A 22,800-nucleotide genomic window follows, 5' to 3' on the forward strand; every position below is an offset into this window, starting at 1 on the left:
GGGGGGAGAGGCTAGGACTCGGCGCTGGTGTTGTCCACCACGTGGGCCACGCCGCAGGCCTTGGTCCGTTCGGCTTCCTCGGCGCGCAGGGCGCGGCGCAGCACCTTGCCCACCATGGTCTTGGGCAGGCTTTCGCGGAACTCCACGTGGCGCGGCACCTTGTAGCCCGCCAGCTTCTGGCGGCAGAAGGCGATGATCTCGGCCTTGGTGGGCTTTTCGCCCGCCTTGGGCACCACGAAGACCTTGACCACCTCGCCGCGCGCATCGCAGGGAATGCCCACGGCCACGGCCTCCTGCACCTTGGGATGCTGGTGCAGGATTTCGTCGATCTCGCGCGGGTAGATGTTGTAGCCCGCGCTGATGATGAGGTCCTTCTTGCGGTCCACGATGAAGAAGTAGCCGTCCTCGTCCATGTAGGCGATGTCGCCGGTGTAGAGCCAGCCGTTGCGCAGCACGTCGGCGGTCTCGTCGGGCTTGTTGTAGTACCCGGCCATGACCTGCGGACCGCGCACGGCCAGTTCGCCCAGCTTGCCCGGCGGCAGGGCCGGGCCGCCCAGGTCCATATCCACAATCTTTGCGTCGGTGCCGGGCACGGGCAGGCCGATGGAGCCGTGCTTGGCCACGCCGTGCAGCGGGTTGATGTGCGTCACCGGGCTGGCCTCGGACAGGCCGTAGCCTTCGCAGATGCGCGCGCCCGTGGCGTTCTTGAACTGTTCGAACCATTCCACCGGCATGGGAGCCGAGCCGGACACGCAGTAGCGGATGGAGGACAGGTCGTAGGTGCCCACGTTCTTTTGCTGCAAAAGGGAGATGTACACCGAGGGCGCGCCGGGGAACACCGTGGGGCGTTCCTTGTGGATGGTCTTCAAGACGTCGCCCGGGACATAGCGCGGGAAGGGAATCTGCGTGGCGCCAAGGGCCGTGCACAGGTTCAGGCACACGGTGAGGCCGTAGATGTGGAAGTAGGGCAATACGCCGAGGAAGAGCTCCTGGTTTTCGCCCATGCCGGGCAGCATGGCCGTGCACTGCATGGCGTTGGCGCACAGGTTGGCATGGGTGATCATGCAGCCCTTGGCCAGACCCGTGGTGCCACCGGTGTATTGCAGAAGCGCCAGGTCCTTTTCCGGGATGAGCCCATCGGCCGTGTAGGTGGCCATGCCGCCCAGAAGGGAGGACCAGGTGTGCACCTGGTTGCCGTCAAAGGGCACCTTGCGGTTCTGCCCCTCGCGCCAGGCGCGCAGCTTGTAGAGCATGCTCAACGGGAAGCGCAGGGCATCGGCGATGGAGGTGACGAAATACTTCTCGATCTTGAGCTGCGGACGCAGGGCTTCGATCTTGCTCCACAAGAGGTCCAGGGTGATGAGGAAGCGCGCGCCGGAATCCGCGAACTGGTGGACGATCTCCGTCTCCATGTACAGCGGGTTGGTGAAGACGACGGTGCCTCCCGCGCGCAGCACGCCCCAGTAGGCGATGACCGTCTGCGGGGTGTTGGGCAGCATGATGGCCACGCGTTCGCCGCGCTTGAGCCCGTGCTTGCGCAGGTTGGCCGCCACAAGGGAGGAGAGTTTGCGCAGCTTCGAGTAGCTGATGCTCGTGTTCTGAAACACGATGGCCGGACGGTCCGGCCAGCGCTTGGCTGCGTCATCCAGCAGCTCGAACACCGGCTTCACGGCAAGCTGCGGGGAATTCGGAACATTTTGGTCGTAATGCGTCAGCCAGGGGCGGTCAATCTCGGGCATGGTCCAACCTCGTGGAGAATCGTGGAGCATAAAAGCGCCGACGGACTATAGTTGCGCGTAATGAAGGTGGCAAGGGGAAATGAATGGTACATCGCGAGGGGGAGCATCCTTGGCCGGAGGTCGGCTTTTTGACGGATCGGTTCATTGCGTCCATGAACGATTCGTCCATTTTCCGCCTGTGTCGCATTTCGAAGCAGGCGGTGGGCCAATCGCCTCCAGACCTTGACAGGCCCTTGATTGTTGGGCTAGTGGAGCAAGAATGAAGGGCCATGTTTTTAAAAAAAATTATTGAACAAGTGAATGATTTGCTGGTTTCTTGCCCGAAAGTTGCATGAGCTTTGATCAGGCCACGGCGCGGCAGACCCTTCCGCCCGCCCAGAGCCCTGGCAGGCAGCGATTTTCCCGGACGCATCAACCACAGAGTGAATGAACATGCTGCTTTCAGAAGGAAAATACATCAAGCCCAGCAAGGAGACCCGGGTGCTGGCCATCCTGGACTCCCTGTCGCAGGACTCCGCCCTGTCCCAGTACGAGCTGGGCCGGCGGCTCAAGCTCAGTGGAGCCATGGTCAACCAGTACCTGAAGCTCCTGCAGGAGCAGAACCTCATCGAGTACCGGCCGGTGAACGGCAAAAGCTACCGCTACGTGCTGACGAGCGGCGGCGAGAGAAGCCGCAGGCAGATGTTCAGCGACTACTCGAGCGAGACCATCCGCCTGTACACCAACATCAAGGACTTCATCATCTCCAAGCTGAGCAGCCTGGCGCTGCGCGGCCGCAAGAAGATAGCGCTTTTCGGCGCCTCCGAAACCTGCGAGGTGGTCCTCTCCGCCCTGCGGGACACAGCCTTCCAGGTGGTGGCCGTGGTGGACAACGATGTGGAAAAGCATGGCGCGCTGTTCCACGGCTACGTCATTTCTTCGCCCCTGGTGCTAGAGCATGTGGACTGCCAGGCCGTGGTCATCACGTCCTTCGGCCGCCAGGACGAAATACACCAGCAACTGCAGCCCGTCTCCGCCAAGAGAGGGCTCGAGATCGTGAGGTTGTGAGCATGGCGCACGTCACCTCCATTACGCTGCCCGGCGGCCTGAAAATCGGCCAGGGACAGCCCTGCTTCATCGTGGCCGAGGTGGGCAACAACCACCAGGGCGACATGGCCCAGGCCCGGCTGATGGTTCAGGAAGCCGCCAAGGCGGGCGTCCAGGCCGTGAAGTTCCAGAAGCGGCACATGGAATCGCTTTTGACCCGCGCCGGGCGCGAGGCCCCCTACACCGGGGCCAACAGCTTCGGCCCCACCTACGGCGCGCACAGAAACGCCCTGGAGCTCTCCGTCGAGCAGATGGCCGAGCTGAAGGAGCTGAGCGAGTCCCTGGGGCTGGTGTTCTTCGCCTCCGCCTGGGACGAGGTGAGCCTGACGGAGATGCTCAGCCTCGGCATGCAGGTCATCAAGATCTGTTCGGCCGACGTGGTCAACGTGCCCCTGGTGCGCAAGGTGGCCGAAAGCGGCCTGCCCGTCATCCTCTCCACCGGCATGAGCAGCCTGGAGGAAGTGGACACGGCGGTGAACATCATCCGCGCCCGGCACGACAACCTTGTGCTTCTGCACTGCAATAGCTCCTACCCCTGCCAGGAGGAACAGATCGGCCTGCCGGTCATGGATTCCCTGCGGGAGCGCTACAACCTTCCCGTGGGCTACTCCGGGCACGAGCGCGGCCTGGCCCCCAGCGTGGCTTCCGTGGCCCTGGGCGCCTGCGTGGTGGAACGCCACTTCACGCTCGACAAGAACCAGGTGGGCACGGACCACAAGGCCTCCCTTGAACCCGCGGAACTCGCCACCCTGGTGCGCATGATCCGCGAGGTGGAGGCCTGCATGATCCTCAAGGGCAAGAAAGTCTTCCCCGAGGAGCAGGCCGCGGCCAAGAAGCTGCGCAAGTGCATGGTCTTCTCACGCGATCTGCCCGCCGGGCACGTGTTGACCGCGGCCGACCTGACCACGAGGAGCCCGCTGGACGGCATTTCCCCGGTGCACTGGGACGAAGTGCTGGGCGCGGCCCTTGTGCGCAGCGTAAAGCTTGAAGAGCCGCTCCAGTGGGAGTATCTTGCCCTGGCGGGACGGCAGGCCAGCGCGGCCTCCCTCTCCAAATAGCACTCACGGTCCGCGCGGGCCGTGGAACGACGGGCGGCGGCCCCCAGGCGTCGGGAAAAGACAGACCAGGGACGGGTCCTAGATGAACCAGACCAACATTCTGCTTGAAACGGGCACCAACGAGCTGGAGATCATCGAGCTCTACATCACCGAGGGCACAGGGACCGGAGCCGGCGGCGAACCCGCCTATTTCGGCGTCAACGTGGCCAAGGTGCTGGAGATCATCGAGTCGCCCCCGACCCTTGAGCCCGCCACCTCGGCGGAGCATCCGAGCTATCTGGGCGTCATTCCCCTGCGCGACATGGTGCTGCCCGTGGTGGATCTTGCCATCTGGCTGAACATGGACCGCGTGCCCAACCGCCACGAACCCATCCTGGTGACGGAGTTCAACGGCGTGCGCACGGGCTTCCTCGTCTCCGGCGTGACCATGATCCACCGCGTGAGCTGGAGCGACGTGGAGCCGCCCAGCAGATATCTTTCCGACATGCCCGGCAACTGCATCACCGGCACGGTGCGCCTGGGCGAACACTTCGCCCTGCTGCTCGACCTTGAGCGCGCCCTGGTGGAGCTGAACGCCCTGGACACCAAGGAGCCGGAGCACACCCCTGCGCCGGATATGGACACGCCCCTGCATGTGCTGCTGGTGGATGACTCCACCTCGGTGCGTTTTCTTCTGCGCCGCAATTTCGAGGGCGCGGGATTCACCGTGGATGTGAAGAACAACGGCGAGGACGCCTGGAACCACTTGCTGGCCCTCAAGGCCGAGGCTGCGAAAACCGGCGCGCCCATCACCAGCCTGCTGGATGCCGTGGTCTCCGACGTGGAAATGCCGCGCATGGACGGCTACACCTTGACCAAGAACATCAAGAGCGACAAGGAACTGGCCAAGCTGCCGGTGATCCTGTTCTCCTCGCTCATCTCCAAGGGCCTGCTGCACAAGGGCGAGAGCGTGGGAGCCGACGCCCAGATCACCAAGCCGGAGTTCGGCGGCCTGACCAACCAGGTGCGCGACATGATCCTGGCGCGCCGGGCGAAATAGATTTTTCGCGTCAGGCCGTGCGCCTGGGGGGCTTGACCTTTTTCGCGTTTTTGGCGTAGGCATCAAAACAGTCAACAACCCCGCAACCTGCGAGCCAAAACGACATGAACCGCACCGCCTCCGCCATCGCCCTGGCCCTAGCCGCCCCGGCCCTGCGCGAAGACGCTCGCGTCCTCGTCGTAGTAGGCATCGTAGGCGACAGCGCGTCGTAGCGGGCAGGTTTTTCCTTAGGCAAACCCAAACCCCCGCCGGCGCGAGTCGGCGGGGGTTTCTTTTTCTCCCGGGCCAGCAGGCCCAGCACAGGGGGGAAACCAAGCACACCAGCCGACCGCGCCAGCAGGGCACCTTGAGAGGAGGTGTCTCATGCAGGCCAAGCCAAAAACGCAGCCCATGACCATGCCCCAGACCATGAACGGCGCGGAGCTCACCATCCGCCTGCTGGAACGGCAGGGCGTGGACATCATTCCCGGCATTCCCGGCGGGGCCAACCTGCCGCTGTACGACGCGCTGTCCAAAAGCACGGTCATCCGCCACGTGCTGGCCCGGCACGAGCAGGGCGCGGGCTTCATGGCCCAGGGCATGGCCCGCACCACGGGCAGCCCGGCCGTGTTCTTCGCCACCTCCGGCCCCGGCGCCACCAACACCCTCACAGCCATCGCCGACGCCAAACTCGACTCCGTGCCCATCATCTGCATCACCGGCCAGGTGCCAAGCTCCATGATCGGCACCGACGCCTTCCAGGAGGTGGACATCTACGGCATGTCCATCCCGGTGACCAAGCACAACTTCCTGGTGCGCAGCGTGGAGGATTTGCTGCGGGTGATCCCGGAGGCCTTCCGCATCGCGTCTTCCGGGCGGCCAGGGCCCGTGCTGGTGGACATCCCCAAGGACGTGCAGACCGCGCGCATCACAGTGAATCAATGGCCGGAGCCGGGCGGTCCGGACCCGGTGGAATCCCCGGACCAGGACGCGCTGCTCCAGGCCGCGCGCATGCTGGCCGAAAGCCGCAAACCCATCCTGATGCTGGGCGGGGGCGTGGCCGCCTCCGGCGCTTCCCCGGCCGCGCGCGCCTTTGCCGAGGCCGCCAGCCTGCCCGTGACCATGTCGCTCTTGGGCTTAGGGATATTGCCCGACGCCCACCGCCTGAACCTGGGCATGCTGGGCATGCACGGCACCCGCGCGGCCAACATTCTGATGCACGAGTGTGACCTGCTCGTGGTGGCGGGCGCGCGCCTGGACGACCGCGCCACGGGCCGCCTGGAGCAGTTCTGCCCCGGCGCAAAACTCATTCATCTGGACATAGACCAGAGCGAGCTGGACAAGCTCAAGGCCACGCACCTGGGCATCCGGGCTGACGTGGGCGCGGCCCTGGCGGCGCTTTTGCCCCTGGTGGACGCCGAGGCCGCCCGCACGGCGCGCGCGCAGTGGCTTGTCCGCGTGGCCGCCTGCAAGGCCGAGAACCCGCAGGAGCTGCCCGGCCTGGGCAGCCCGCTGACGCCCTACGGCCTGGTGCGCTGCACCGGCGATATCCTGAACGCCGGGGGGGGCGAGGGGGCCATCGTGGCCACGGACGTGGGCCAGCACCAGATGCGCGCGGCCCAGGCCTACCCGGACTTGAAGCCCCGCGCCTGGCTGACCTCAGGGGGGCTCGGCACCATGGGCTTCGGACTGCCCACGGCCATCGGCGCGGCGCTGGCCAACCCCGGCCGTCGCGTGGTCTGCTTCAGCGGCGACGGCAGCCTTCAGATGAACATCCAGGAGCTGGCCACGGCGGCGGAGACCGGGGCCAACGTGACCATCGTGTTGGCGGACAACGGCGGCCTGGGCCTGGTGCAGCAGCAGCAGGACCTGTTCTACGCACGGCGCATCTTCGCCTCCAGCTACCGGCACCACGTGGACTTCATCAAGATCGCCGAGGGCTTCGGCGTGCGCGCCGTGGACCTCTCCGAGTGCCGCGATCCCCTGGCGGCCCTGGAGCGCGCCCTGAAGTGCGAGGGCCCCTGCCTGGTGCGCGTGCCCGTGCAGGCGCAGGAGAACGTGTACCCCATGGTGCCTCCGGGCGCGGCCAACACCGACATGATCTGCGAGGATGCGCCCGCAGCATGCGCACAGGCGTCCTGCGCGCCGAAGACCGAGAGCAAAGGAGGACGGACCCATGCCTAAGACCGAACAGAACCTCATGGCCCTGCGCCTTACCGTGAACAACCACCCCGGCGTGATGACCCACGTGTGCGGGCTTTTCGCGCGGCGGGCCTTCAACGTGGAGGGCATTCTGTGTACTCCCCAGGAGGACGGCACCACGAGCCGCATCTGGCTGGTGGTCAAGCGCGACGACCGCCTGGAGCAGATGATCCGCCAGGTGCGCAAGCTGTATGACGTGCTGGAGGTGCTGGCCTTCGAGGCCGACGCCACGGCCCTGGCGCGCATGGACGCCTGCATGGAGGGCTGGGAGGCGGCCGGCCCCTGCGCGGAGAGCGCGGCCTAGGCCGCGGCCACGCCTGCGAGACGAAAAAGGCGCGGGGGAGAGCATGTCTCCGCCGCGCCTTTCGCGTCGTATTGGGCGGGCGGCTAGAAGCCGTTCTCCCGCAGGAAGTCCATACTGAGCTTGGACGCGGGCTTGGCCTCCGCGTTGCCGGAGCCCATCCACGCGCCCAGCATGTTGCGCACGTATTTGCCGATGAGGTCGGTCTCCATGTTCACGCGCGTGCCCGCCGTCCAGCCGGAGATGGTCGTCTCGCGCTGGGTGCTGGGGATGATGTTCACGGAGAGGCTGTCCGGGCCGCAGGCGTTCACCGTCAGGCTGATGCCGTCGAGGGTCACCGAGCCCTTCTGGATGACGTACGCGCCGTGCTCCGCCGGGAAGCTCAGGGTGTACACGCGGCTCTCGCCCGCGGGCTCGACGCCCGTGACCACCGCCACGCAGTCCACGTGCCCGCTCACCAGGTGCCCGCCCAGGCGGTCGCCCAGGGCCAGGGCCCGTTCCAGGTTGGCCACGCTGCCGCTCTTGAGGCCGCCCAGGCTGGTGTGGCGCAGGGTTTCCGCGCTGGCGTAGGCCGTGAACCAGTTTTCGCCCGCCGTCTCAACGGTCAGGCAGGCGCCGTTCACCGCGATGGATTCGCCCAGCACGATATTCTTCAAGTCGAACAGGGCGCGGATGCGCAGCCGCGTCTCCGCGCCGCGCGCCTCCACGGCCTCCACGCGGCCCATGCCCTGCACCAGTCCGGTGAACATCGCTCGCTCTCCTATTTTCTACGGGGCTTGTAGGTGAGTTTCACATCCTCCCCGCAGGAGGACGAGTGCGCCAGGCGGAAGGGCAGGGCCTGCTCCATGGTCTGCACGGCCTCGCCCGCGAACAGGCTCTTGCCCTCGGCGTCGCCCAGCACGCGCGGGGCCAGGTAGAGCACGAACTCGTCCACCAGGTCCTGGCGGCACAGGCTTAAGGCCAGGTGCCCGCCGCCCTCGCACAGGGTGAGGTGGCAGCCGAGCTCCTGGCGCAGCCGCGTGAAGGCCGGGGCGAAATCAAGTCCGCGCCCTTCGCTTCCCGGCAGTTCCGGCAGGCCCCAAATGTGCGTGCCGCGCTCGCGCAGCTCGTCCGCCAGGGGGGTCTTGGCCGAGTACTCGCTGGTCCAGAACACGGCCTGCTGCGGCCGCTGGCGCAAAATGGAATAGTTTGAGTAGGCCTTGGGCAGCTTGCTGGTCACGATGACCGCCAGGGGCTGGCAGAAGCCCTCGGGCAGGGTGGACTGGCCCGTCTCCTCCAGGCGGCAGGTAAGCTGCGGATTGTCGCCGTAGAAGGTGTTGCCGCCCACGATGACGGCCTGCACCTGGGAGCGCAGGAGGTGCACGTCGGCCTGGGACTGCGGGCCGGAAACCGCCTGGGGCCTGCCGCCGCGCGCGGCGATCTTGCCATCCAGGGTGCTGGCCATCTTGAGGATGTTATAGGTGCGGGCCGTGGTCTTCCAGGTCACGAACTCGTCGATGAGGTCGCGGCAGAGGGCTTCCTCGACGCCGACGGTGACCTCGACCCCGGCCGCGCGCAGGGCTTCCACGCCGCCGCCGGTCACGTCCTGGTTGGGGTCGCCGCAGCCGACGACCACGCGTTTGATGCCCGCCTTCAGCACCGCCTGGGTGCAGGGCGGGGTCTTGCCCTGGTGGTTGCAGGGCTCCAGGGTCACGAACAGGGTGCAGTCCGCCGGGTTCACGCCTTTCTCGGCCGCGTCGGCCAGGCAGTTCACCTCGGCGTGGGGGCCGCCGTGGGCCTTATGCCAGCCCTCGGCCACCACCTGGCCGTTTTGGACCAGCACCGCGCCCACGCAGGGGTTCGGGGCCGTGGCGCCGCGCCCGCGCAGGGCCAGCTCGGCCGCGCGGCGCATGAAGGCCTCAAGAGGCCCAGTAGTCTCCAGGCATGTGGGCATGTTCCACTCCCGCTTCTATGAGCATGGCGTTGGCCAGTTCGTCCGGGTAGGACTCGGCGAAATAGATGGCCTTGACCTGGCAGTTGATGAGCATCTTGGTGCAGATGAGGCAGGGCTCGGTGGTGCAGTATATTTCTGCTCCGGCCAGGGAAAGCCCGTGCAGCGCGCACTGGATGATGATGTTCTGCTCCGCGTGCAGGCCCCGGCACAGCTCGTGCCGCTGGCCCGAGGGGATGCCCATGCGTTCGCGGATGCAGCCGACCTCGCGGCAGTGGGCCACGCCCGTGGGCGTGCCGTTGTAGCCGGTGGCGATCATGCGCTTGTCGCGCACGGCAACTGCCCCCACGCGCCTGCGCAGGCAGGTGGAGCGTTCCGCCACCAGGTGGGCGATGCGCATGAAGTAGATGGGCCAGGGGACGCGGTCGCTCATGTGCAGGGCCTCCCGAAGCCTTGGGGAAAAAACCGCCCGGACCGGGCTTCACGCTTTCGGTCCGGGCGGCATTCTTGCGGATTTACCAGGCGTAGAGCGGGAACTCGCGGGCGAAGTCCTCCACCTCAAGGCGGATCTCATCCAGCACGGAGTCGTTGTCCATGTTCTCCAGCGCGGCGGTGATGGCCTCGGCCACGGCCAGCATGTCTTCTTCGATCATGCCGCGGGTGGTGAGGGCCGGGGTGCCGATGCGGATGCCGGAAGTGACGGTGGGCGGCGTGGTGTCGAACGGGATGCCGTTCTTGTTCACGGTGATGCCCGCCTTCTCCAGCGCGGCCTGGGCGTCCTTGCCGGTGATCTTCTTGCTGCGCAGGTCCACCAGCATGAGGTGGTTGTCCGTGCCGCCGGAAACCAGGTCGAACCCGGCGTCCTTCAGGAAGCCCGCCAGGGCGCCGGCGTTTTTCACCACCTGCTCCTGGTACTGCTTGAAACCGGGCTGCAGCGCTTCGCCGAAGGCCACGGCCTTGGCAGCGATGATGTGCATCAGCGGTCCGCCCTGGATGCCGGGGAAGATCTGCGAGTTCAGGGTCTTGCCCATTTCCTCGCCCGCCAGGATCATGCCGCCGCGCGGGCCGCGCAGGGTCTTGTGCGTGGTGGTGGTGGTGTAGTGCGCATGGCCGATGGGCGAGGGGTGCAGCTCGGCGGCGACCAGGCCCGCGATGTGGGCCATGTCGACCATGAGCGTGGCGCCCACTTCGTCGGCGATCTTGCGGAAGCGCGCGAAGTCGATGATGCGCGGATAGGCGCTGGCGCCCGCCACGATCATTTTGGGCTTGCATTCCTTGGCGGTCTTTTCCAGGGCATCGTAGTCGATGGTCTGGGTGTCCTCGGACACGCCGTAGGAGGCGATGTTGAACAGCTTTCCGGAGAAGTTCACCGGGCTGCCGTGGGTCAGGTGGCCGCCGTGGGAGAGGTTCATGCCGAGGACGGTATCGCCGGGTTTGCAGGCGGCGAAGTACACGGCCATGTTGGCCTGGGAGCCGGAGTGGGGCTGCACGTTGGCGTAGCCCGCGCCGAAGATCTGCTTGGCGCGGTCGATGGCCAGCTCTTCGGCCTGGTCCACGAACTCGCAGCCGCCGTAGTAACGCTTGCCCGGATAGCCCTCGGCGTACTTGTTGGTCATCACGCAGCCCGCGGCCTGGCGCACGGCGGTGGAGACGAAGTTCTCCGAGGCGATGAGCTCAAGTCCGCCCACCTGGCGGTCGATTTCCCCCGCAATGGCGGCGGCGATTTCCGGGTCTTGGATGAAGAGTTCTTCCATGTGCGTCCTCGTGTGGCTTGAGTGATGCCGGGGGGCCGAGCGCTGGCGCGCGGGCTATTCCGTGAAACGCTTGAAAAGCATGCAGCCGTTGGTGCCGCCGAAGCCGAAGGAGTTGGACAGGGCGTATTCGGCCTGCTTCTTCCTTGCGCCAGCCGCGCCGTAGTCCAGGTCGCACTCCGGGTCCGGAATGATCTGATTCACGGTGCCGGGGATGATGCCGGTTGCAAGCGCCATGACGCTGAACACGCCCTCAACGCCGCCGGCAGCGCCCAGCAGGTGGCCGATCTGACCCTTGTTCCCGCAGATGGCGATGTTTTTGGCATGCGCGCCGAACACCGTCTTGATGGCCCGCGTCTCGCCCAGGTCGCCCAGGTGGGTGGAGGTGGCGTGCGCGTTGATGTGGTCCACCTGCGAGGGGTCGATGCCCGCTTCCTCGATGGCTTTGCGCATGGCGATGGCCGCGCCGGAACCGTCCTCGGGCGGGGCGGCCATGTGGTAGGCGTCGCCGCTGGCGCCCGCGCCCACGACCTCGGCCAGGATCTTGGCGCCGCGCTTGCGCGCGTGGTCCAGGCTCTCCAGCAGCATGAGCCCGCAGCCCTCGCCGATGACGAAGCCGTCGCGGTCCTTGTCGAACGGGCGGGAGGCGTGTTCGGGGTCGTCGTTGCGGGTGGAAAGCGCCTTCATGGCGTTGAACCCGGCAAAGGCCAGGGGCGTGATGGTGGACTCCGAGCCGCCGCAGATCATGACGTCGTTTCTGCCCAGCTTGATTTCCGAGAAGGCGTTGCCGATGGCGTGGGTGCCGGAGGCGCAGGCCGTGGTGGTGCAGATGTTCGCGCCGCGCGCCCCGTGCTCGATGGAGACCATGCCCGCCGCCATGTTGGCGATGATGGTGGGAATGAAGAACGGGTTGATGCGGCCGGGGCCGGCTTCCATGAGCTTCTGGTGCTGGGTTTCTATGCCCTCCAGCCCGCCCAGGCCCACGCCGATGATGACGCCGGCGCGGTGTGCTTCCTCGGGCGGAATGGTCCAGCCCGCCTGCTCCATGAGCATCTTGGAGGCGCTCACCGCGTACTGGGTGAACTTCTCCATTCTGCGCGCGGCCTTGGCGTTGATGTATTTGGTCGGATCAAAGCCCTTGACCTCGCCCGCGATTTGCGTGTCGTGGCCGGTCGCGTCGAAGGTGGTGACTTTTGCGATGCCGGACTTTCCGGCAAGCAGGTTCTCCCAGCTGGACTCGAGGTCGTTTCCAAGGGGGGTGATGGCGGCCAAAGCCGTGACGACAACCCTGTTCATGCAGACGTATCCGTTTTGCGGGGGCAGCCCGTGCGGGGAAAATGGCCGGAGCGCCCCGCAGCCCAACGCAGGCAGGGCGCTCCGGAAATTAAGGCGGGAAGGCCGTAGGGCCGTCTTACTTGTGCTTCTCGATGTAGTCGATGGCGTCCTTGACCTTGAGGATCTTCTGGGCCTCTTCGTCGTCGATCTCGATGTCAAAGGCCTCTTCCATGGCCATGATCAGCTCGGTCAGGTCCAGGGAGTCGGCGCCCAGGTCTTCAACGAAGGAGGCTTCGGGCTTCACTTCGTCGGCGGACACGCCCAGCTGCTCGACCACAATGCCTTTGACTTTTTCGGCTACGGACATATTCCCTCCAAAAGGTGTTTTTAACGTGACGTTACAGTTACATGTACATTCCGCCGTTGACGGCCAGAACCTGTCCGGTGACATAGCCCGCTCCCGGTCCCGCAAGGAACGAGACGGCGGCGGCGATGTCCTCGGGCGCGCCCAGGCGGCCAAGGGGAATGCTCTCAAGCATCTTTGCGACGATGGCTTCAGGCAGCACCGAGGTCATGTCGGTCTGGATGAAGCCGGGAGTGACTGCGTTGACGGTGACGCCGCGGCCCGAAAGCTCGCGCGCGGCGCTTTTGGTGAGCCCGATGAGGCCCGCCTTGGCGGCCACGTAGTTGGCCTGGCCCGCGTTGCCCATCTGCCCCACCACGGAGGAGATGTTGATGATGCGGCCGGAGCGCTGCTTGGCCATGAGTTTGGCGGCCTCGCGCAGGCAGGCGAAGGCACCGGTCAGGTTCACCTGGATGACCTTGTCCCAGTCCTCGTCCTTCATGCGGATCAAGAGGCCGTCTTTGGTGATGCCGGCGTTATTGACCAGCACCTCCAGGCTCACTTTGTCCTTGATCTCCTCGGTGAAGAAGGCGCACACGGCTTGCCGATTGCTGGCGTCGAGGCGGAAGGCCTTGGCCTCGCCCCCGGCCTCAGCTATGGCGGCCACGGTCTTCTCGGCCTCTTCGGGCCTGCTCACATAGGTCAGGTAGACCTCGAAGCCGTCCTTGGCGAGGCGTTCGGCGCAGGCGCGGCCAATGCCGCGCGAACCGCCGGTCACCAGTGCAACCTTGGGCATGTCGCTCATGTTCTTCCCCTCTTCCGGCCGGGTTCACGGCCGGTGTGCTTCTCTTTCAGTACCCGAATTTCAGCCGGACTGCAAACCCGCTCTTCGGGGTCCTAGAACTTCACCAGGGCGGAGCCCCAGGTGAAGCCGCCGCCGAAGGTGCCCAGAAGCACCAGGTGTCCGGGCTTCACAAAGCCCTCGGCCACGGCCTCGGAAAGGGCCAGCGGCACGGAAGCGGCGGAGGTGTTGCCGTACTTCTGCAGGTTGGTGAAGACCTTGGATTCCGGGATGTCGAGCCTTTTTCCCACGGCTTCCACGATACGCAGGTTGGCCTGGTGCGGAATGAGCACGTCCACGTCGTCCTTGGTCAGCCCGTGCCTGGTCAGAAGTTCCTCGCAAACGGAGCTCATGGCGCGCACGGCGTGCTTGTACACCTCGCGGCCGTTCATCTCCACGAAGAAATCGCGGCGGATCGTGTCGCCCAGCTTGTAGGGCGTGCCCGAGCCGCCGCCCTTGACGGTCAAAAGGTCGCCCACGGCTCCGTCGGAGGCCACCAGCACATCGAGCACGCGGCCACCGGAGAGGCCCGGCGCATCGGCCGTGAGCACCACCGCGCCCGCGCCGTCGCCGAAAAGGATGCAGGTGCCGCGGTCGGTGTAGTCCACGCGGGAGGAGACGATGTCGCAGGCGGCCACGAGCACCCTGGCCTGCGGGTGCAGGGCGATGAGCGCCCGCGCAGTCTCCAGCGCGTACAGAAAGCCGGAGCAGGCGGCGGAGACGTCCATGGACATGCGCCCGGAAATGCCCAGCCGGTGCGAGAGCATGCAGGCGGCGGAAGGAATGACGGCATCGGGGGAGAAGGTGGCCACGATGACGTGGGTCAGCTCCTCCGCGGTCATGCCCGCCTTTTCCAGGGCGGCCACCGAGGCGCCGTGGCACAGGTCCACGCAGGTCTCGCCGTTCAGGGCCACGTGGCGCTCGCGGATGCCCGTGCGGGAGACGATCCACTCGTCGTTGGTCTCCACCATGCGCTCGAAATCGGCGTTGGTGAGCACGCTGTCCGGCACACAATGACCCATGCCGCGGATGATGCAGGAGGTGTTCATAGGCATGCTCTGTATGGGGCTAGTGCCGATAGTGTCGGCGTGGTTTGCGTATGGACCCGGCCGGAAGGGACCAGCCGGACTCGGGTCAGGCCTTGTGCCTGCTGAACTGGCCCAGCTCCGCGTGGGCGGTGAGCTCCGCGGCCAGGTGTTCGTGGGACTTCTTTTCCACAAAGGTGGCGGCCATGCGCGTGGCGTTGGTCACGGCCTTCACGTTGCTGGCCCCGTGGCAGACGATGAGGATGCTCTTGAGCCCCAGAAGCGGCGCGCCGCCGTATTCGGCGTAGTCCATCATCTGGGCGAAGTTCTTGAGGGAGCGCATGGAAAGCGCCGCGCCCATGCGCGAGAGCATGTGGCGCTTGAGCTCGCGCTTGAGCACGCGGCCGAAGCTTCTGGCCAGGCCCTCGGAAAGCTTGAGGCAGATGTTGCCCACAAAGCCGTCGCATACGGCCACGTCGAGGTCGCCGGTGAAGATGTCGCGGCCTTCCACGTTGCCCACGAAGTTCAGCGAGGTCTGCTTCAGAAGGTCGAAGGCCTCCTTCACCACGAGATTGCCCTTGCCCTCTTCCTCGCCGATGGACAGAAGGCCCACGCGCGGATGGTCCACGCCCAGCACGTCGCGGGCGAGGACATCGCCCATGATGCCGAACTGGGCCAGGTGCGAGGGCTTGGAATCCACGTTGGCGCCCACGTCGATGAGCACCACGGGTTCCTTCTCCGTCGGCATGATGCTGGCCAGCGCCGGGCGCTCCACGCCTTTGATGCGGCCGAGCACGAACATGCCGCAGGCCACGGAGGCCCCGGAATTGCCCGCGCTGACCACGCCGTCGGCCTGGCCGTCCTTCACCAGCTGGCAGGCCACCTGGATGGAGGAATCCTTCTTGCGCCTGAGCGCGTCCGAGGGCTTCTCGTCCATGCCCACCACCTGGGAGGCGTGGTGGACGGTTATGGGCAGCTGGTCTGCGCCTTCAATGCGCGCAAGCTCGCCGCGAAGCGCTTCCTCATCGCCCACCAGGGTGATGTGGATGCCTTCGCGGGCGGCCTGCACGGCGGCAGGGACGTTGACACGGGGGCCAATGTCGCCCCCCATGGCGTCAACGGCTATGCGGGGCGCTTTCTCAAGCATTCGCGGGCGTCAGGGCCTGGCGGTCCTTGTAGTTGCCGCACGCGGAGCAGGCGCGGTGGGAAAGCACGGGCTCGCCGCACTTGCACAGCACGACATTGGGGGTGTCCACGTGGTCGTGGGAGCGGCGCATGTTCTTGCGGGACTTGGAAGTCTTTTTCTTGGGTAAGGCCATGATGGCACTCCTTCTTCTTATTAGGACGCGATCCGGGGGACCGGGGGCGCGTTCTGGTTATGATAACTTCAAGTTGCGCAGGACCGCAAGCCTTGGATCGCCCTCATCGGGGACGCAGGCGCAGGAGCCCTGATTCCTGTTGATGCCGCACTTGGGGCACAGGCCCTTGCAGTCCTCGGAACACAAGGGGGCTTCCGGCAGGGCCAGCAGGAATTGCTCCCACAAGAAACCCGCGGCGTCGAACTCGGGCTGGCCCGCGTTCATGCGCAGGCGGCTTTCGTCCTCCAGCTCCTCGCCCTCACGGGCCGGCTCCTCAAAGTTGTCGAAGTCGCCCTCCACGGGCAGTTCGAAGTCCTCGATGCAGCGGCCGCAGGGCACGCGCACGGAGCCGGAGAATTCGCCGCTGATCAGGAAGCCGTCGTCCTGGGGCACGATGAGCATCCTGGCCTCGAACTCCCGGCCCACCTTGGCGGGCACGCGGAACTCATCCATGGGGCCGGTCCACAGGGACTGGTCCGTGAAATGAAACTCCCGGCCTTCTGCCGGGATGTCTTGCAGGGAAATCCAGAGTTCGGTCATGCTGCCTCGCAGGCCGCATACCTATACGGGCGGCTTTTTGTTTGTCAAGAAAAAAGCACTTGCGTTTTTCCCGGTCCGGGGCTAAAAGTCCTCTTCCTTGAGGCCGGGAGCCCGGTTTCAGCTTTCAGCGGCGCTGGCCGCATACGAGCACAGAGAATGTTTCAGGAGGATTCCAATATGTCCAAGACGTGCGATATTTGCGGCAAGCACCCCAGCTCCGGCAACAACGTGAGCCACGCCAACAACCGTACCCGGCGCCGTTTCCTGCCCAACCTGCAGCGCACCAAGACCGTTCTTCCCTCTGGCGAAGTCAAATACGTCCGCGCCTGCACCCGTTGCATCCGCAGCGGCTCGGTGGTGAAGCCCGCCGTGCGCCCCGTGATCGCGGCCTAATACCGCCTCGGTCCTAGCTTGACGAGAGAGCCCCGGCTTGCCGGGGCTTTTTTCGTGCCCTTTTTTCGGCCCGCCCGTCAAGGCCAGCCCTTTCGGAGCCGCTCGCCATCGCCCACCCGGAGCGTCGGCGCGCCCTGTCCTGGATGGCCGCTTTCCGCCCACTCATCAGCAAAGTTGAACGCCCGCTTCAGGCATTCCCATTGGACTGCCGGGCGGGCTTTTGGCACATTCGCTCCGCGCGGCCCGGATGCTCCCGGCCGTTGAGACGCCGGGAGGGCGCATGTCGAGCAAGGATTATTTCGCCATGGTGGCCGGACAGTGGGACGAGCTGCGCGCCGGGTTCTTCCCGGATGCCGTGCGCGAGAAGGCTCTGGAGATCGCCGGAATAGGCGCGGCAGGCCAGGGCAAAACCGCCGCCGACCTGGGCGCAGGCACGGGCTTCGTCACCCGGGCCCTGCTTCAGGCCGGGCTCGCGGTCTTTGCCGTGGACCAGTCCGCAGCCATGCTGGCCGAGCTGCGCACCGCGTTCGCGTCCCAGGCCGCGGCCGGGCGGCTCACCGCACTGGAGGGCCAGGCCGAACGCCTGCCCCTGCCGGACGCCTCGGTGGACTACGTCTTCGCCAACATGTTCCTGCACCACGTGGACGACCCGGCCAAAGCCATTGCCGAGATGACGCGCATCCTGCGGCCCGGCGGGCGGCTGGTCCTCACCGACCTGGACCTGCACGCCCATGACTTTCTTCTGGTGGAGCACCACGACCGCTGGCCCGGCTTCCGGCGCGATGACGTTGCCGGCTGGCTGGCCGCGGCCGGTTTGCAGCGCGTGCGCGTGGACTGCTGCGGTGAGCGCTGCTGCGCCACGTCACAGTCAGGCTCCTGCGACGGCGGCGACAAGGCGGACATCTCCATCTTCGCCGCCAGCGGCAGGAAGCCGGTGCTCGCCATCCGCCCGGCGGACGCGGACCCGCTGGCCGTGGGCGCGCGCGCCAGGGAGTGCTTCGGCGCGCAGCCCGCGCTGCTCTGCGCGGAGTCCGTGCTGCTGGCCGTGGCCGAGGGCCTGGGCGTGGCCTCGCCGCTCATCCCCCGCGTGGCCACGGGCTTTTGCAGCGGGCTTTCCCGCACCGATGGCGCCTGCGGGGCCTTCAGCGGGGGCGTCATGGCTCTGGGCCTGGCCCTGGGACGGGAGAGTGGGGCCGACGATCTGGACGAGACCTACGTGCCCGTGCAGGAGTATCAGGAGTTTTTTCTTGGGCGCTTCGGGTCCCTTGCCTGCACCAAAGTGTGCGGCTTCCACCTGGGCACGGACGAGGGGCGCAAGAACTTCGGCCCCGGCGGAGGCAAGGCGCGCTGCCTTGATGTTGTTGAGCAGGCGGCGGCGCAGGTCGTGCGCATCCTGCAGGACAGGTAGCCGCCAGCCATGGTTGTGAGCGCCCGATTCCTCGACGCCAGCCCGGACGGAAGCGGCTGGGGCCGCAGCCTGGCCTTTGGCGAAGCCTCGGAAACCCGCCAGGCCTGGAGCATGGGGGAAGTCGCGGCCGTGGTCGCCTGGGCCGAAGCCCAGGCCCGCGCCGGACGCTGGGTGGTGCTGGCCCTGGCTTTTGAGGCCGCGCCCGCCTTTGACGACGCCCTGGCCGCGCATGCGCCCCAGCTGGGCCTGCCCCTGGCCTTTACCGCCAGCCACGCCGCGCCCTTGCCCGAATTGCCCCTCCCGGAATCATCGGAGCCTGCGCCATCCCAGTGCAGCGCCCCCGGACCCTGGCGGGCCCTGGTGCCCCCGGCTGACTACGCCCGGCGTTTTGCCCGCCTGCACGAATGGCTGGCCGAGGGCGAGACCTATCAAGCTAACTACACCATTCCCTTCGAGTGCGATTTCAACGCAGATGCCGAGGCCTGGTTCGCGCGGCTGGCGCGTGAGCAGAGCGCCGGGTTCTGCGCCTTTCTCGACCTGGGGCGGCACCGGGCCTTGTCCTTCTCGCCGGAGCTGTTCTTCCGCCTGGACGGCCAGGGCGGCGTGCTGGCGCGGCCCATGAAAGGCACCGCCGCGCGCGGGGCCGCGCCGCAGGACGACCGCGCCCGGCGCGCGGAACTCGCCGCCTGCCCCAAGAACCGGGCCGAGAACGTCATGATCGTGGACCTGCTGCGCAGCGACCTGGGCCGCGTGGCCAAGGCGGGCAGCGTGCGCGTGCCACGGCTCTTCCACGTGGAGGCCTACCCCACGGTGTACCAGATGACCTCGGACGTGCGCGCCGAGCTGCGGCCCGGCGTTTCACTCCTGGAGACGCTGGCCGCGTTGTTTCCCTGCGGGTCCGTCACCGGCGCGCCCAAGGTGCGCACCATGCGACTCATCCAAGAGCTGGAGCCGCACCCGCGCGGGCTCTACTGCGGGGCCATCGGCCTGTTGGAGCCCTCTTCCGGCGCTGCTCTGCGCGCCGCCTTCAGCGTGCCCATCCGCACCGTTTGCCTGGACACGGACACGGCCCTGGCGCGCTTCGGCGTTGGCGGGGGCGTGACCTTTGATTCCACCCTGGCCTCGGAGTACGCGGAAATCCAGGCCAAGATGCGCTTTCTCATCCCGCCGGAGGAAGACTTCGAGCTGCTTGAATCCATGCTGCTGCTGAACGGGCGGCTCCCGCTGCTGGACGGGCATCTGGACAGGCTGGGGCGCTCGGCGGAGCATTTCGGCTTCCCCGCGGACGGGGTGGCGGTGTTGCAGGCCCTGGAGCAACTGGCCCGGAACAATCCCGAAGGCCGCCATAAGGTCCGGCTGCTGCTTGCGCGCGATGGCGGCCTGCGGGCCGAGGCCGCGCCCATCGCCCGGGGGCGCATGCGGGTGCGCCTGGGCTTTGCGCCCGCGCCCGTAAACGCGCCACTGGGCGTGTCGGGCGAACTGCTGGCCCACAAGACCACGCGCCGGGCCGTGTACGAGGCCGCCCTGGCCGCCTGCCCCGGCTGCGACGACGCGCTCTTGGTGAACGAACGCGGCGAGGTGACGGAGTCCACGCGGGCTTCGCTGGTGCTTGAGCTGGACGGGGAGCTGGTGACGCCGCCGCTTTCCAGCGGGCTTCTGCCCGGCGTGTTCCGTCAGTGTCTTCTTGAGCGGGGGATCGTGTGCGAACGGGTGATTCTGCCCGCCGATGTGCTGCGGGCCAGGCGCGTATGGCTGGTGAACGCCGTGCGCTGGTGGATGCGCTGCGAGCTTGCGCCCGTCGCGGGCACGCCCGGAGGCTAGGCCGCCTTAGGCCGTCTGCACCTGGTTGCGGCCGCCCAGCTTGGCCGCATAGAGCGCCCTGTCCGCGCGGCCCACAAGACTCTCCACGGATTCGCCCTCCACGTATTGCGACACGCCGAAGCTGGCCGTGATGCCTCCCGGCACCTGGGCCGCAAGCTCCGGGTCCGCGATCAGGGCCGCGCGCAGCTTTTCGGCCAGGGACGCGCCCGCCTCGGCGTCGCAGTTCTTGAGGATCATCAGGAATTCCTCGCCGCCCCAGCGGCACACCGTGTCCGAGGCGCGCAGGTGCTTGCGCAGGGTGGCGGCGGTGCAGCGCAGCACCGCATCGCCCGCCAGGTGGCCGAAGTGGTCGTTCACGGCCTTGAAGTGGTCCAGGTCCGTCAGCACCACGGCCAGGGGCTCGTTGGCGCGCCGGGCCAGGCTGATGGCCTGCTGGAACAGCACGTCCAGAGTCTGGCGGTTCAAGAGCCCGGTCAGCTTGTCCGTGGTGGCCATTTCCTCCACGCGGCGCTGGTAGCGCGAAAGCGACATGCCGGTGATGAACACCACGAGCATGGTGACGGCCAGACACACGGCGATGTTCACGTACAAGGTGCGGCGGATGCCCGCCAGCGCGCCGTCTTCCGGCTTTTCCACGAACAGGAACCACTTGAGCTCCGGGATGTAGCGCACGTTCAGCAGGTGTGTTCTGCCGTCCTGCTCATACTCGTAGGAGCCGGTCTTGACGCTCAGGATGTTCGGGGCGATGTCGCGCAGACCTTCGATGAAGTGGATGTTGGTTTCCTTCTGACGCGTGCGGTCGCCCGCGAGCAGGATGCGTCCCTGCATGTCCACGAAGGAGATGCGCCGGTCGAAACGCTCCTGGTAGTGGGTGATGGCCGAACGCACGGCCTCCACCGTGAGGCCCACCCCGGCCGCGCCGATGAAGTTGCCGTGGAAGTCCTGCACCTTGTAATTGATGAAGATGGTCAGGAGGTCGCGGTTGGCCATGTCCGGGTCCACGTTGATCTCGTAGGGCTCGTGCATGGCGCGCACGCGGTAGTACCAGGCGTCGCGGTTCTCCAGCTCGCTCACCTGCTTGAGCACGCCTGAGGGGTGGTAGTAGTTGCGCGTTTTTTCAGAGATGAAAAAGCTGGTGAACGCGCTGTACTTGCCCATGACCTCGCGCAGGTAGCGCGTGAGCTGGGTGGTGTCGCGTTCGCCGTTCAGGGTCCAGTCGCGCAGGAAGGTGTCGTTGGCCATCATGGAGGCCACGAACACCGGGCGCACCAGGTCCTTCAGGATCTCGGAGTACACGTTGTCCGAGGTCAGCGGCAGCTCCTGGGTCAGGATGGAGTCGCGGATGGCTTTGCGCGAGACCTGATAGCTGACGATGGTGGTGCCCAGGAAGCCGAGCACCAGGAACAGCGTTACAAGCAGCAGGACCGGGCGTTTGCGGGGCAGGGCGATTCGCGACATGGGGGATCCCGCTCATCCGCCTGTCCCGGAGGGGGGCCGTCTGTGCGCGGCGGCCCCCTCCGGCGGCGTTGTTATTCCACTGTGACGCTCTTGGCCAGGTTGCGCGGCTGGTCCACGTCCTTGCCAAGATAGTCGGCCATTTCATAGGCGAAAAGCTGCAACGCGGGCAGAATCACAAAGGCCGAGAGCGGCCCTGTGGCCCTGGGCAGCACCCAGGGCTGCTCCACGTCGAGCTCCAGGCCCTCGTTGGTCAGGGCCACGATCTCGCCCGCGCGGGCCTGCACCTCCACCAGATTGGACTTCACCTTGGGGAAGAACTCGTCGTCCAAAGCGATGGCGAAGGTGGGGAAGTGCGGGTCGATGAGGGCGATGGGGCCGTGCTTCATCTCGCCTGCGGCGTAGCCCTCGGCGTGGATGTAGCTTATTTCCTTCAGTTTGAGCGCGCCTTCCAGAGCCAGGGGGAAGCTGGGGCCCCTGCCCAGGTACAGGAAGCTCGTGGCCTCCGCGTAGTGGCGCGAAAGGCGCTGGGCCGTGGTGCGAAGCCCAGGCAGGGCCGTCTCCAGCACCTGGGGCATGGCTTGCAGTTCGCGCAGCATCTGGGCGCAGGCGTCCTCGCCCATGCGGCCGGAGCGGCGGCCCCAGTACAGGGTCAAAAGCAGCAGGGCGGCCAGCTGGCTGCACATGGCCTTGGTGGAGGCCACGCTGATTTCCGGTCCGGCCTGGCTGTACACCACGTAGTCGGCCTCGCGCGAGATGCTGGAGCCCACCACGTTGCACAGGCCGATGACCGGCAGGCCGCGGCTTTTGGCCAGCTTGATGCCGGCCATGGTGTCCATGGTCTCGCCGCTTTGGCTGATGGCCAGCACCACGCCGTTCTTGGGCAGGATGGGGTCGCGGTAGCGGAACTCGGAGGCGATCTCCACCTGCACGGGAATGCCCGCGTATTTCTCCAGCAGGTACATGCCCCACAAGCCGGCATGGTAGCTGGTGCCGCAGGCCACGATGTGCAGGCGTTCCGGCACGGGCAGCTGGTCCAGCTCCGGCAGGCGCACCTGGCAGCTCTGCTGGTCGATGCGGCCCAAGAGGCAGTCGCGGATGACCTTGGGCTGCTCGAAGATCTCCTTCAACATGAAGTGCTTGTACCCGCCCTTCTCGGCGGCCTGCACGTCCCAGTTGATGTGGCTGACCTTTTTTTCGATGGGCGCGAGGCTGGCGGTCTCCATGACCTCCCAGGAACTGGCGGTGATCTTCAC

Annotated in this window: 22 protein-coding genes; 8 read left to right on the forward strand and 14 right to left on the reverse strand. The window is 66.5% G+C overall.

What is annotated here, in order from left to right:
• Positions 1-11: 11 nt before the first annotated feature.
• Entirely contained in the window at positions 12-1,739 is a 1,728-nt protein-coding gene (locus VN419_RS01285) for a long-chain fatty acid--CoA ligase (protein WP_325643610.1), read from the reverse strand.
• Positions 1,740-2,171: 432 nt separating this feature from the next.
• On the opposite strand from VN419_RS01285, the gene VN419_RS01290 reads away from it, so the two are divergent.
• From VN419_RS01290 to ilvN, 5 genes are all read left to right on the forward strand, one after another.
• A complete protein-coding gene (locus VN419_RS01290) occupies positions 2,172-2,786 on the forward strand; it encodes a winged helix-turn-helix transcriptional regulator (protein ID WP_325643612.1) in 615 nt (204 codons plus the stop codon).
• Positions 2,787-2,788: 2 nt separating this feature from the next.
• Complete coding sequence (locus VN419_RS01295) at positions 2,789-3,883, forward strand: N-acetylneuraminate synthase family protein (RefSeq protein WP_325643614.1); 1,095 nt, start codon at positions 2,789-2,791, stop codon at positions 3,881-3,883.
• 82 nt (positions 3,884-3,965) lie between these two features.
• On the forward strand, positions 3,966-4,922 hold the full coding sequence (locus VN419_RS01300) for a chemotaxis protein (protein WP_325643616.1): 957 nt from the start codon (positions 3,966-3,968) through the stop codon (positions 4,920-4,922).
• A gap of 363 nt (positions 4,923-5,285) precedes the next feature.
• Complete coding sequence (ilvB, locus tag VN419_RS01305; protein WP_325643618.1) at positions 5,286-7,085, forward strand: acetolactate synthase large subunit; 1,800 nt, start codon at positions 5,286-5,288, stop codon at positions 7,083-7,085.
• Positions 7,078-7,407 carry an acetolactate synthase small subunit gene (gene ilvN, locus VN419_RS01310; RefSeq protein ID WP_325643620.1) on the forward strand — a complete coding sequence of 110 codons (330 nt, stop codon included), beginning with the start codon at positions 7,078-7,080 and terminating at the stop codon, positions 7,405-7,407. Before ilvB ends, ilvN begins: the two co-directional genes overlap by 8 nt.
• Before the next feature lie 83 nt (positions 7,408-7,490).
• Here the strand turns inward: ilvN and VN419_RS01315 are convergent, their stop codons facing one another.
• From VN419_RS01315 to VN419_RS01365, 11 genes are all read right to left on the reverse strand, one after another.
• Complete coding sequence (locus VN419_RS01315; protein WP_325643622.1) at positions 7,491-8,153, reverse strand: riboflavin synthase; 663 nt, start codon at positions 8,151-8,153, stop codon at positions 7,491-7,493.
• Positions 8,154-8,164: 11 nt separating this feature from the next.
• The gene (ribD, locus tag VN419_RS01320; protein WP_325643624.1) at positions 8,165-9,337 is read right to left on the reverse strand and encodes a bifunctional diaminohydroxyphosphoribosylaminopyrimidine deaminase/5-amino-6-(5-phosphoribosylamino)uracil reductase RibD; all 1,173 of its coding nucleotides are present in this window, start codon (positions 9,335-9,337) and stop codon (positions 8,165-8,167) included.
• Entirely contained in the window at positions 9,303-9,767 is a 465-nt protein-coding gene (locus VN419_RS01325) for a cytidine/deoxycytidylate deaminase family protein (protein ID WP_325643626.1), read from the reverse strand. The genes ribD and VN419_RS01325 overlap by 35 nt, the downstream gene beginning before the upstream one ends.
• Positions 9,768-9,849: 82 nt before the next feature.
• Positions 9,850-11,088, reverse strand: coding sequence for a serine hydroxymethyltransferase (gene glyA, locus VN419_RS01330; RefSeq protein ID WP_325643628.1), 1,239 nt, complete (start codon positions 11,086-11,088; stop codon positions 9,850-9,852).
• Between the two features lie 54 nt (positions 11,089-11,142).
• Complete coding sequence (fabF, locus tag VN419_RS01335; RefSeq protein ID WP_325643632.1) at positions 11,143-12,381, reverse strand: beta-ketoacyl-ACP synthase II; 1,239 nt, start codon at positions 12,379-12,381, stop codon at positions 11,143-11,145.
• Positions 12,382-12,496: 115 nt separating this feature from the next.
• Positions 12,497-12,727: an acyl carrier protein gene (gene acpP / locus VN419_RS01340; RefSeq protein ID WP_325643634.1), complete on the reverse strand. Its 231-nt coding sequence runs from the start codon at positions 12,725-12,727 to the stop codon at positions 12,497-12,499.
• A 37-nt stretch (positions 12,728-12,764) separates the two neighbouring features.
• Entirely contained in the window at positions 12,765-13,508 is a 744-nt protein-coding gene (gene fabG, locus VN419_RS01345; protein ID WP_325643636.1) for a 3-oxoacyl-[acyl-carrier-protein] reductase, read from the reverse strand.
• 92 nt (positions 13,509-13,600) lie between these two features.
• Positions 13,601-14,593, reverse strand: coding sequence for a beta-ketoacyl-ACP synthase III (locus VN419_RS01350; RefSeq protein ID WP_325643638.1), 993 nt, complete (start codon positions 14,591-14,593; stop codon positions 13,601-13,603).
• Between the two features lie 85 nt (positions 14,594-14,678).
• Positions 14,679-15,716, reverse strand: coding sequence for a phosphate acyltransferase PlsX (plsX, locus tag VN419_RS01355; RefSeq protein WP_325643640.1), 1,038 nt, complete (start codon positions 15,714-15,716; stop codon positions 14,679-14,681).
• Entirely contained in the window at positions 15,709-15,888 is a 180-nt protein-coding gene (gene rpmF / locus VN419_RS01360; protein ID WP_325643642.1) for a 50S ribosomal protein L32, read from the reverse strand. Before rpmF ends, plsX begins: the two co-directional genes overlap by 8 nt.
• A gap of 57 nt (positions 15,889-15,945) precedes the next feature.
• The gene (locus VN419_RS01365; protein WP_325643644.1) at positions 15,946-16,467 is read right to left on the reverse strand and encodes a DUF177 domain-containing protein; all 522 of its coding nucleotides are present in this window, start codon (positions 16,465-16,467) and stop codon (positions 15,946-15,948) included.
• A gap of 177 nt (positions 16,468-16,644) precedes the next feature.
• Here VN419_RS01365 and rpmB point away from each other — a divergent pair, with 177 nt between their 5' ends.
• From rpmB to pabB, 3 genes are all read left to right on the forward strand, one after another.
• A complete protein-coding gene (gene rpmB / locus VN419_RS01370) occupies positions 16,645-16,860 on the forward strand; it encodes a 50S ribosomal protein L28 (RefSeq protein WP_325643646.1) in 216 nt (71 codons plus the stop codon).
• Between the two features lie 280 nt (positions 16,861-17,140).
• Positions 17,141-18,268, forward strand: coding sequence for a C-GCAxxG-C-C family (seleno)protein (locus tag VN419_RS01375; protein ID WP_325643648.1), 1,128 nt, complete (start codon positions 17,141-17,143; stop codon positions 18,266-18,268).
• Positions 18,269-18,277: 9 nt separating this feature from the next.
• Positions 18,278-20,089, forward strand: coding sequence for an aminodeoxychorismate synthase component I (gene pabB / locus VN419_RS01380; RefSeq protein ID WP_325643650.1), 1,812 nt, complete (start codon positions 18,278-18,280; stop codon positions 20,087-20,089).
• A 6-nt stretch (positions 20,090-20,095) separates the two neighbouring features.
• Here the strand turns inward: pabB and VN419_RS01385 are convergent, their stop codons facing one another.
• Together VN419_RS01385 and glmS are read right to left on the reverse strand one after the other, a co-directional pair.
• Positions 20,096-21,547, reverse strand: coding sequence for a sensor domain-containing diguanylate cyclase (locus tag VN419_RS01385; RefSeq protein WP_325643652.1), 1,452 nt, complete (start codon positions 21,545-21,547; stop codon positions 20,096-20,098).
• 71 nt (positions 21,548-21,618) lie between these two features.
• Positions 21,619-22,800: glutamine--fructose-6-phosphate transaminase (isomerizing) (gene glmS, locus VN419_RS01390; RefSeq protein ID WP_325643655.1), on the reverse strand; the 1,182-nt coding region annotated here is incomplete at its 5' end.

Origin of the sequence: Humidesulfovibrio sp., assembly GCF_035560995.1 — a bacterium.
GTDB lineage: Bacteria > Desulfobacterota > Desulfovibrionia > Desulfovibrionales > Desulfovibrionaceae > Humidesulfovibrio.

Bases quoted from the DNA above. Each gene is read 5' to 3' on its own strand.
- VN419_RS01285 (WP_325643610.1), bottom strand. From the start codon at position 1,739: ATGCCCGAGATTGACCGCCCCTGGCTGACGCATTACGACCAAAATGTT.
- VN419_RS01290 (WP_325643612.1), top strand. From the start codon at position 2,172: ATGCTGCTTTCAGAAGGAAAATACATCAAGCCCAGCAAGGAGACCCGG.
- VN419_RS01295 (WP_325643614.1), top strand. From the start codon at position 2,789: ATGGCGCACGTCACCTCCATTACGCTGCCCGGCGGCCTGAAAATCGGC.
- VN419_RS01300 (WP_325643616.1), top strand. From the start codon at position 3,966: ATGAACCAGACCAACATTCTGCTTGAAACGGGCACCAACGAGCTGGAG.
- ilvB (WP_325643618.1), top strand. From the start codon at position 5,286: ATGCAGGCCAAGCCAAAAACGCAGCCCATGACCATGCCCCAGACCATG.
- ilvN (WP_325643620.1), top strand. From the start codon at position 7,078: ATGCCTAAGACCGAACAGAACCTCATGGCCCTGCGCCTTACCGTGAAC.
- VN419_RS01315 (WP_325643622.1), bottom strand. From the start codon at position 8,153: ATGTTCACCGGACTGGTGCAGGGCATGGGCCGCGTGGAGGCCGTGGAG.
- ribD (WP_325643624.1), bottom strand. From the start codon at position 9,337: ATGCCCACATGCCTGGAGACTACTGGGCCTCTTGAGGCCTTCATGCGC.
- VN419_RS01325 (WP_325643626.1), bottom strand. From the start codon at position 9,767: ATGAGCGACCGCGTCCCCTGGCCCATCTACTTCATGCGCATCGCCCAC.
- glyA (WP_325643628.1), bottom strand. From the start codon at position 11,088: ATGGAAGAACTCTTCATCCAAGACCCGGAAATCGCCGCCGCCATTGCG.
- fabF (WP_325643632.1), bottom strand. From the start codon at position 12,381: ATGAACAGGGTTGTCGTCACGGCTTTGGCCGCCATCACCCCCCTTGGA.
- acpP (WP_325643634.1), bottom strand. From the start codon at position 12,727: ATGTCCGTAGCCGAAAAAGTCAAAGGCATTGTGGTCGAGCAGCTGGGC.
- fabG (WP_325643636.1), bottom strand. From the start codon at position 13,508: ATGAGCGACATGCCCAAGGTTGCACTGGTGACCGGCGGTTCGCGCGGC.
- VN419_RS01350 (WP_325643638.1), bottom strand. From the start codon at position 14,593: ATGAACACCTCCTGCATCATCCGCGGCATGGGTCATTGTGTGCCGGAC.
- plsX (WP_325643640.1), bottom strand. From the start codon at position 15,716: ATGCTTGAGAAAGCGCCCCGCATAGCCGTTGACGCCATGGGGGGCGAC.
- rpmF (WP_325643642.1), bottom strand. From the start codon at position 15,888: ATGGCCTTACCCAAGAAAAAGACTTCCAAGTCCCGCAAGAACATGCGC.
- VN419_RS01365 (WP_325643644.1), bottom strand. From the start codon at position 16,467: ATGACCGAACTCTGGATTTCCCTGCAAGACATCCCGGCAGAAGGCCGG.
- rpmB (WP_325643646.1), top strand. From the start codon at position 16,645: ATGTCCAAGACGTGCGATATTTGCGGCAAGCACCCCAGCTCCGGCAAC.
- VN419_RS01375 (WP_325643648.1), top strand. From the start codon at position 17,141: ATGTCGAGCAAGGATTATTTCGCCATGGTGGCCGGACAGTGGGACGAG.
- pabB (WP_325643650.1), top strand. From the start codon at position 18,278: ATGGTTGTGAGCGCCCGATTCCTCGACGCCAGCCCGGACGGAAGCGGC.
- VN419_RS01385 (WP_325643652.1), bottom strand. From the start codon at position 21,547: ATGTCGCGAATCGCCCTGCCCCGCAAACGCCCGGTCCTGCTGCTTGTA.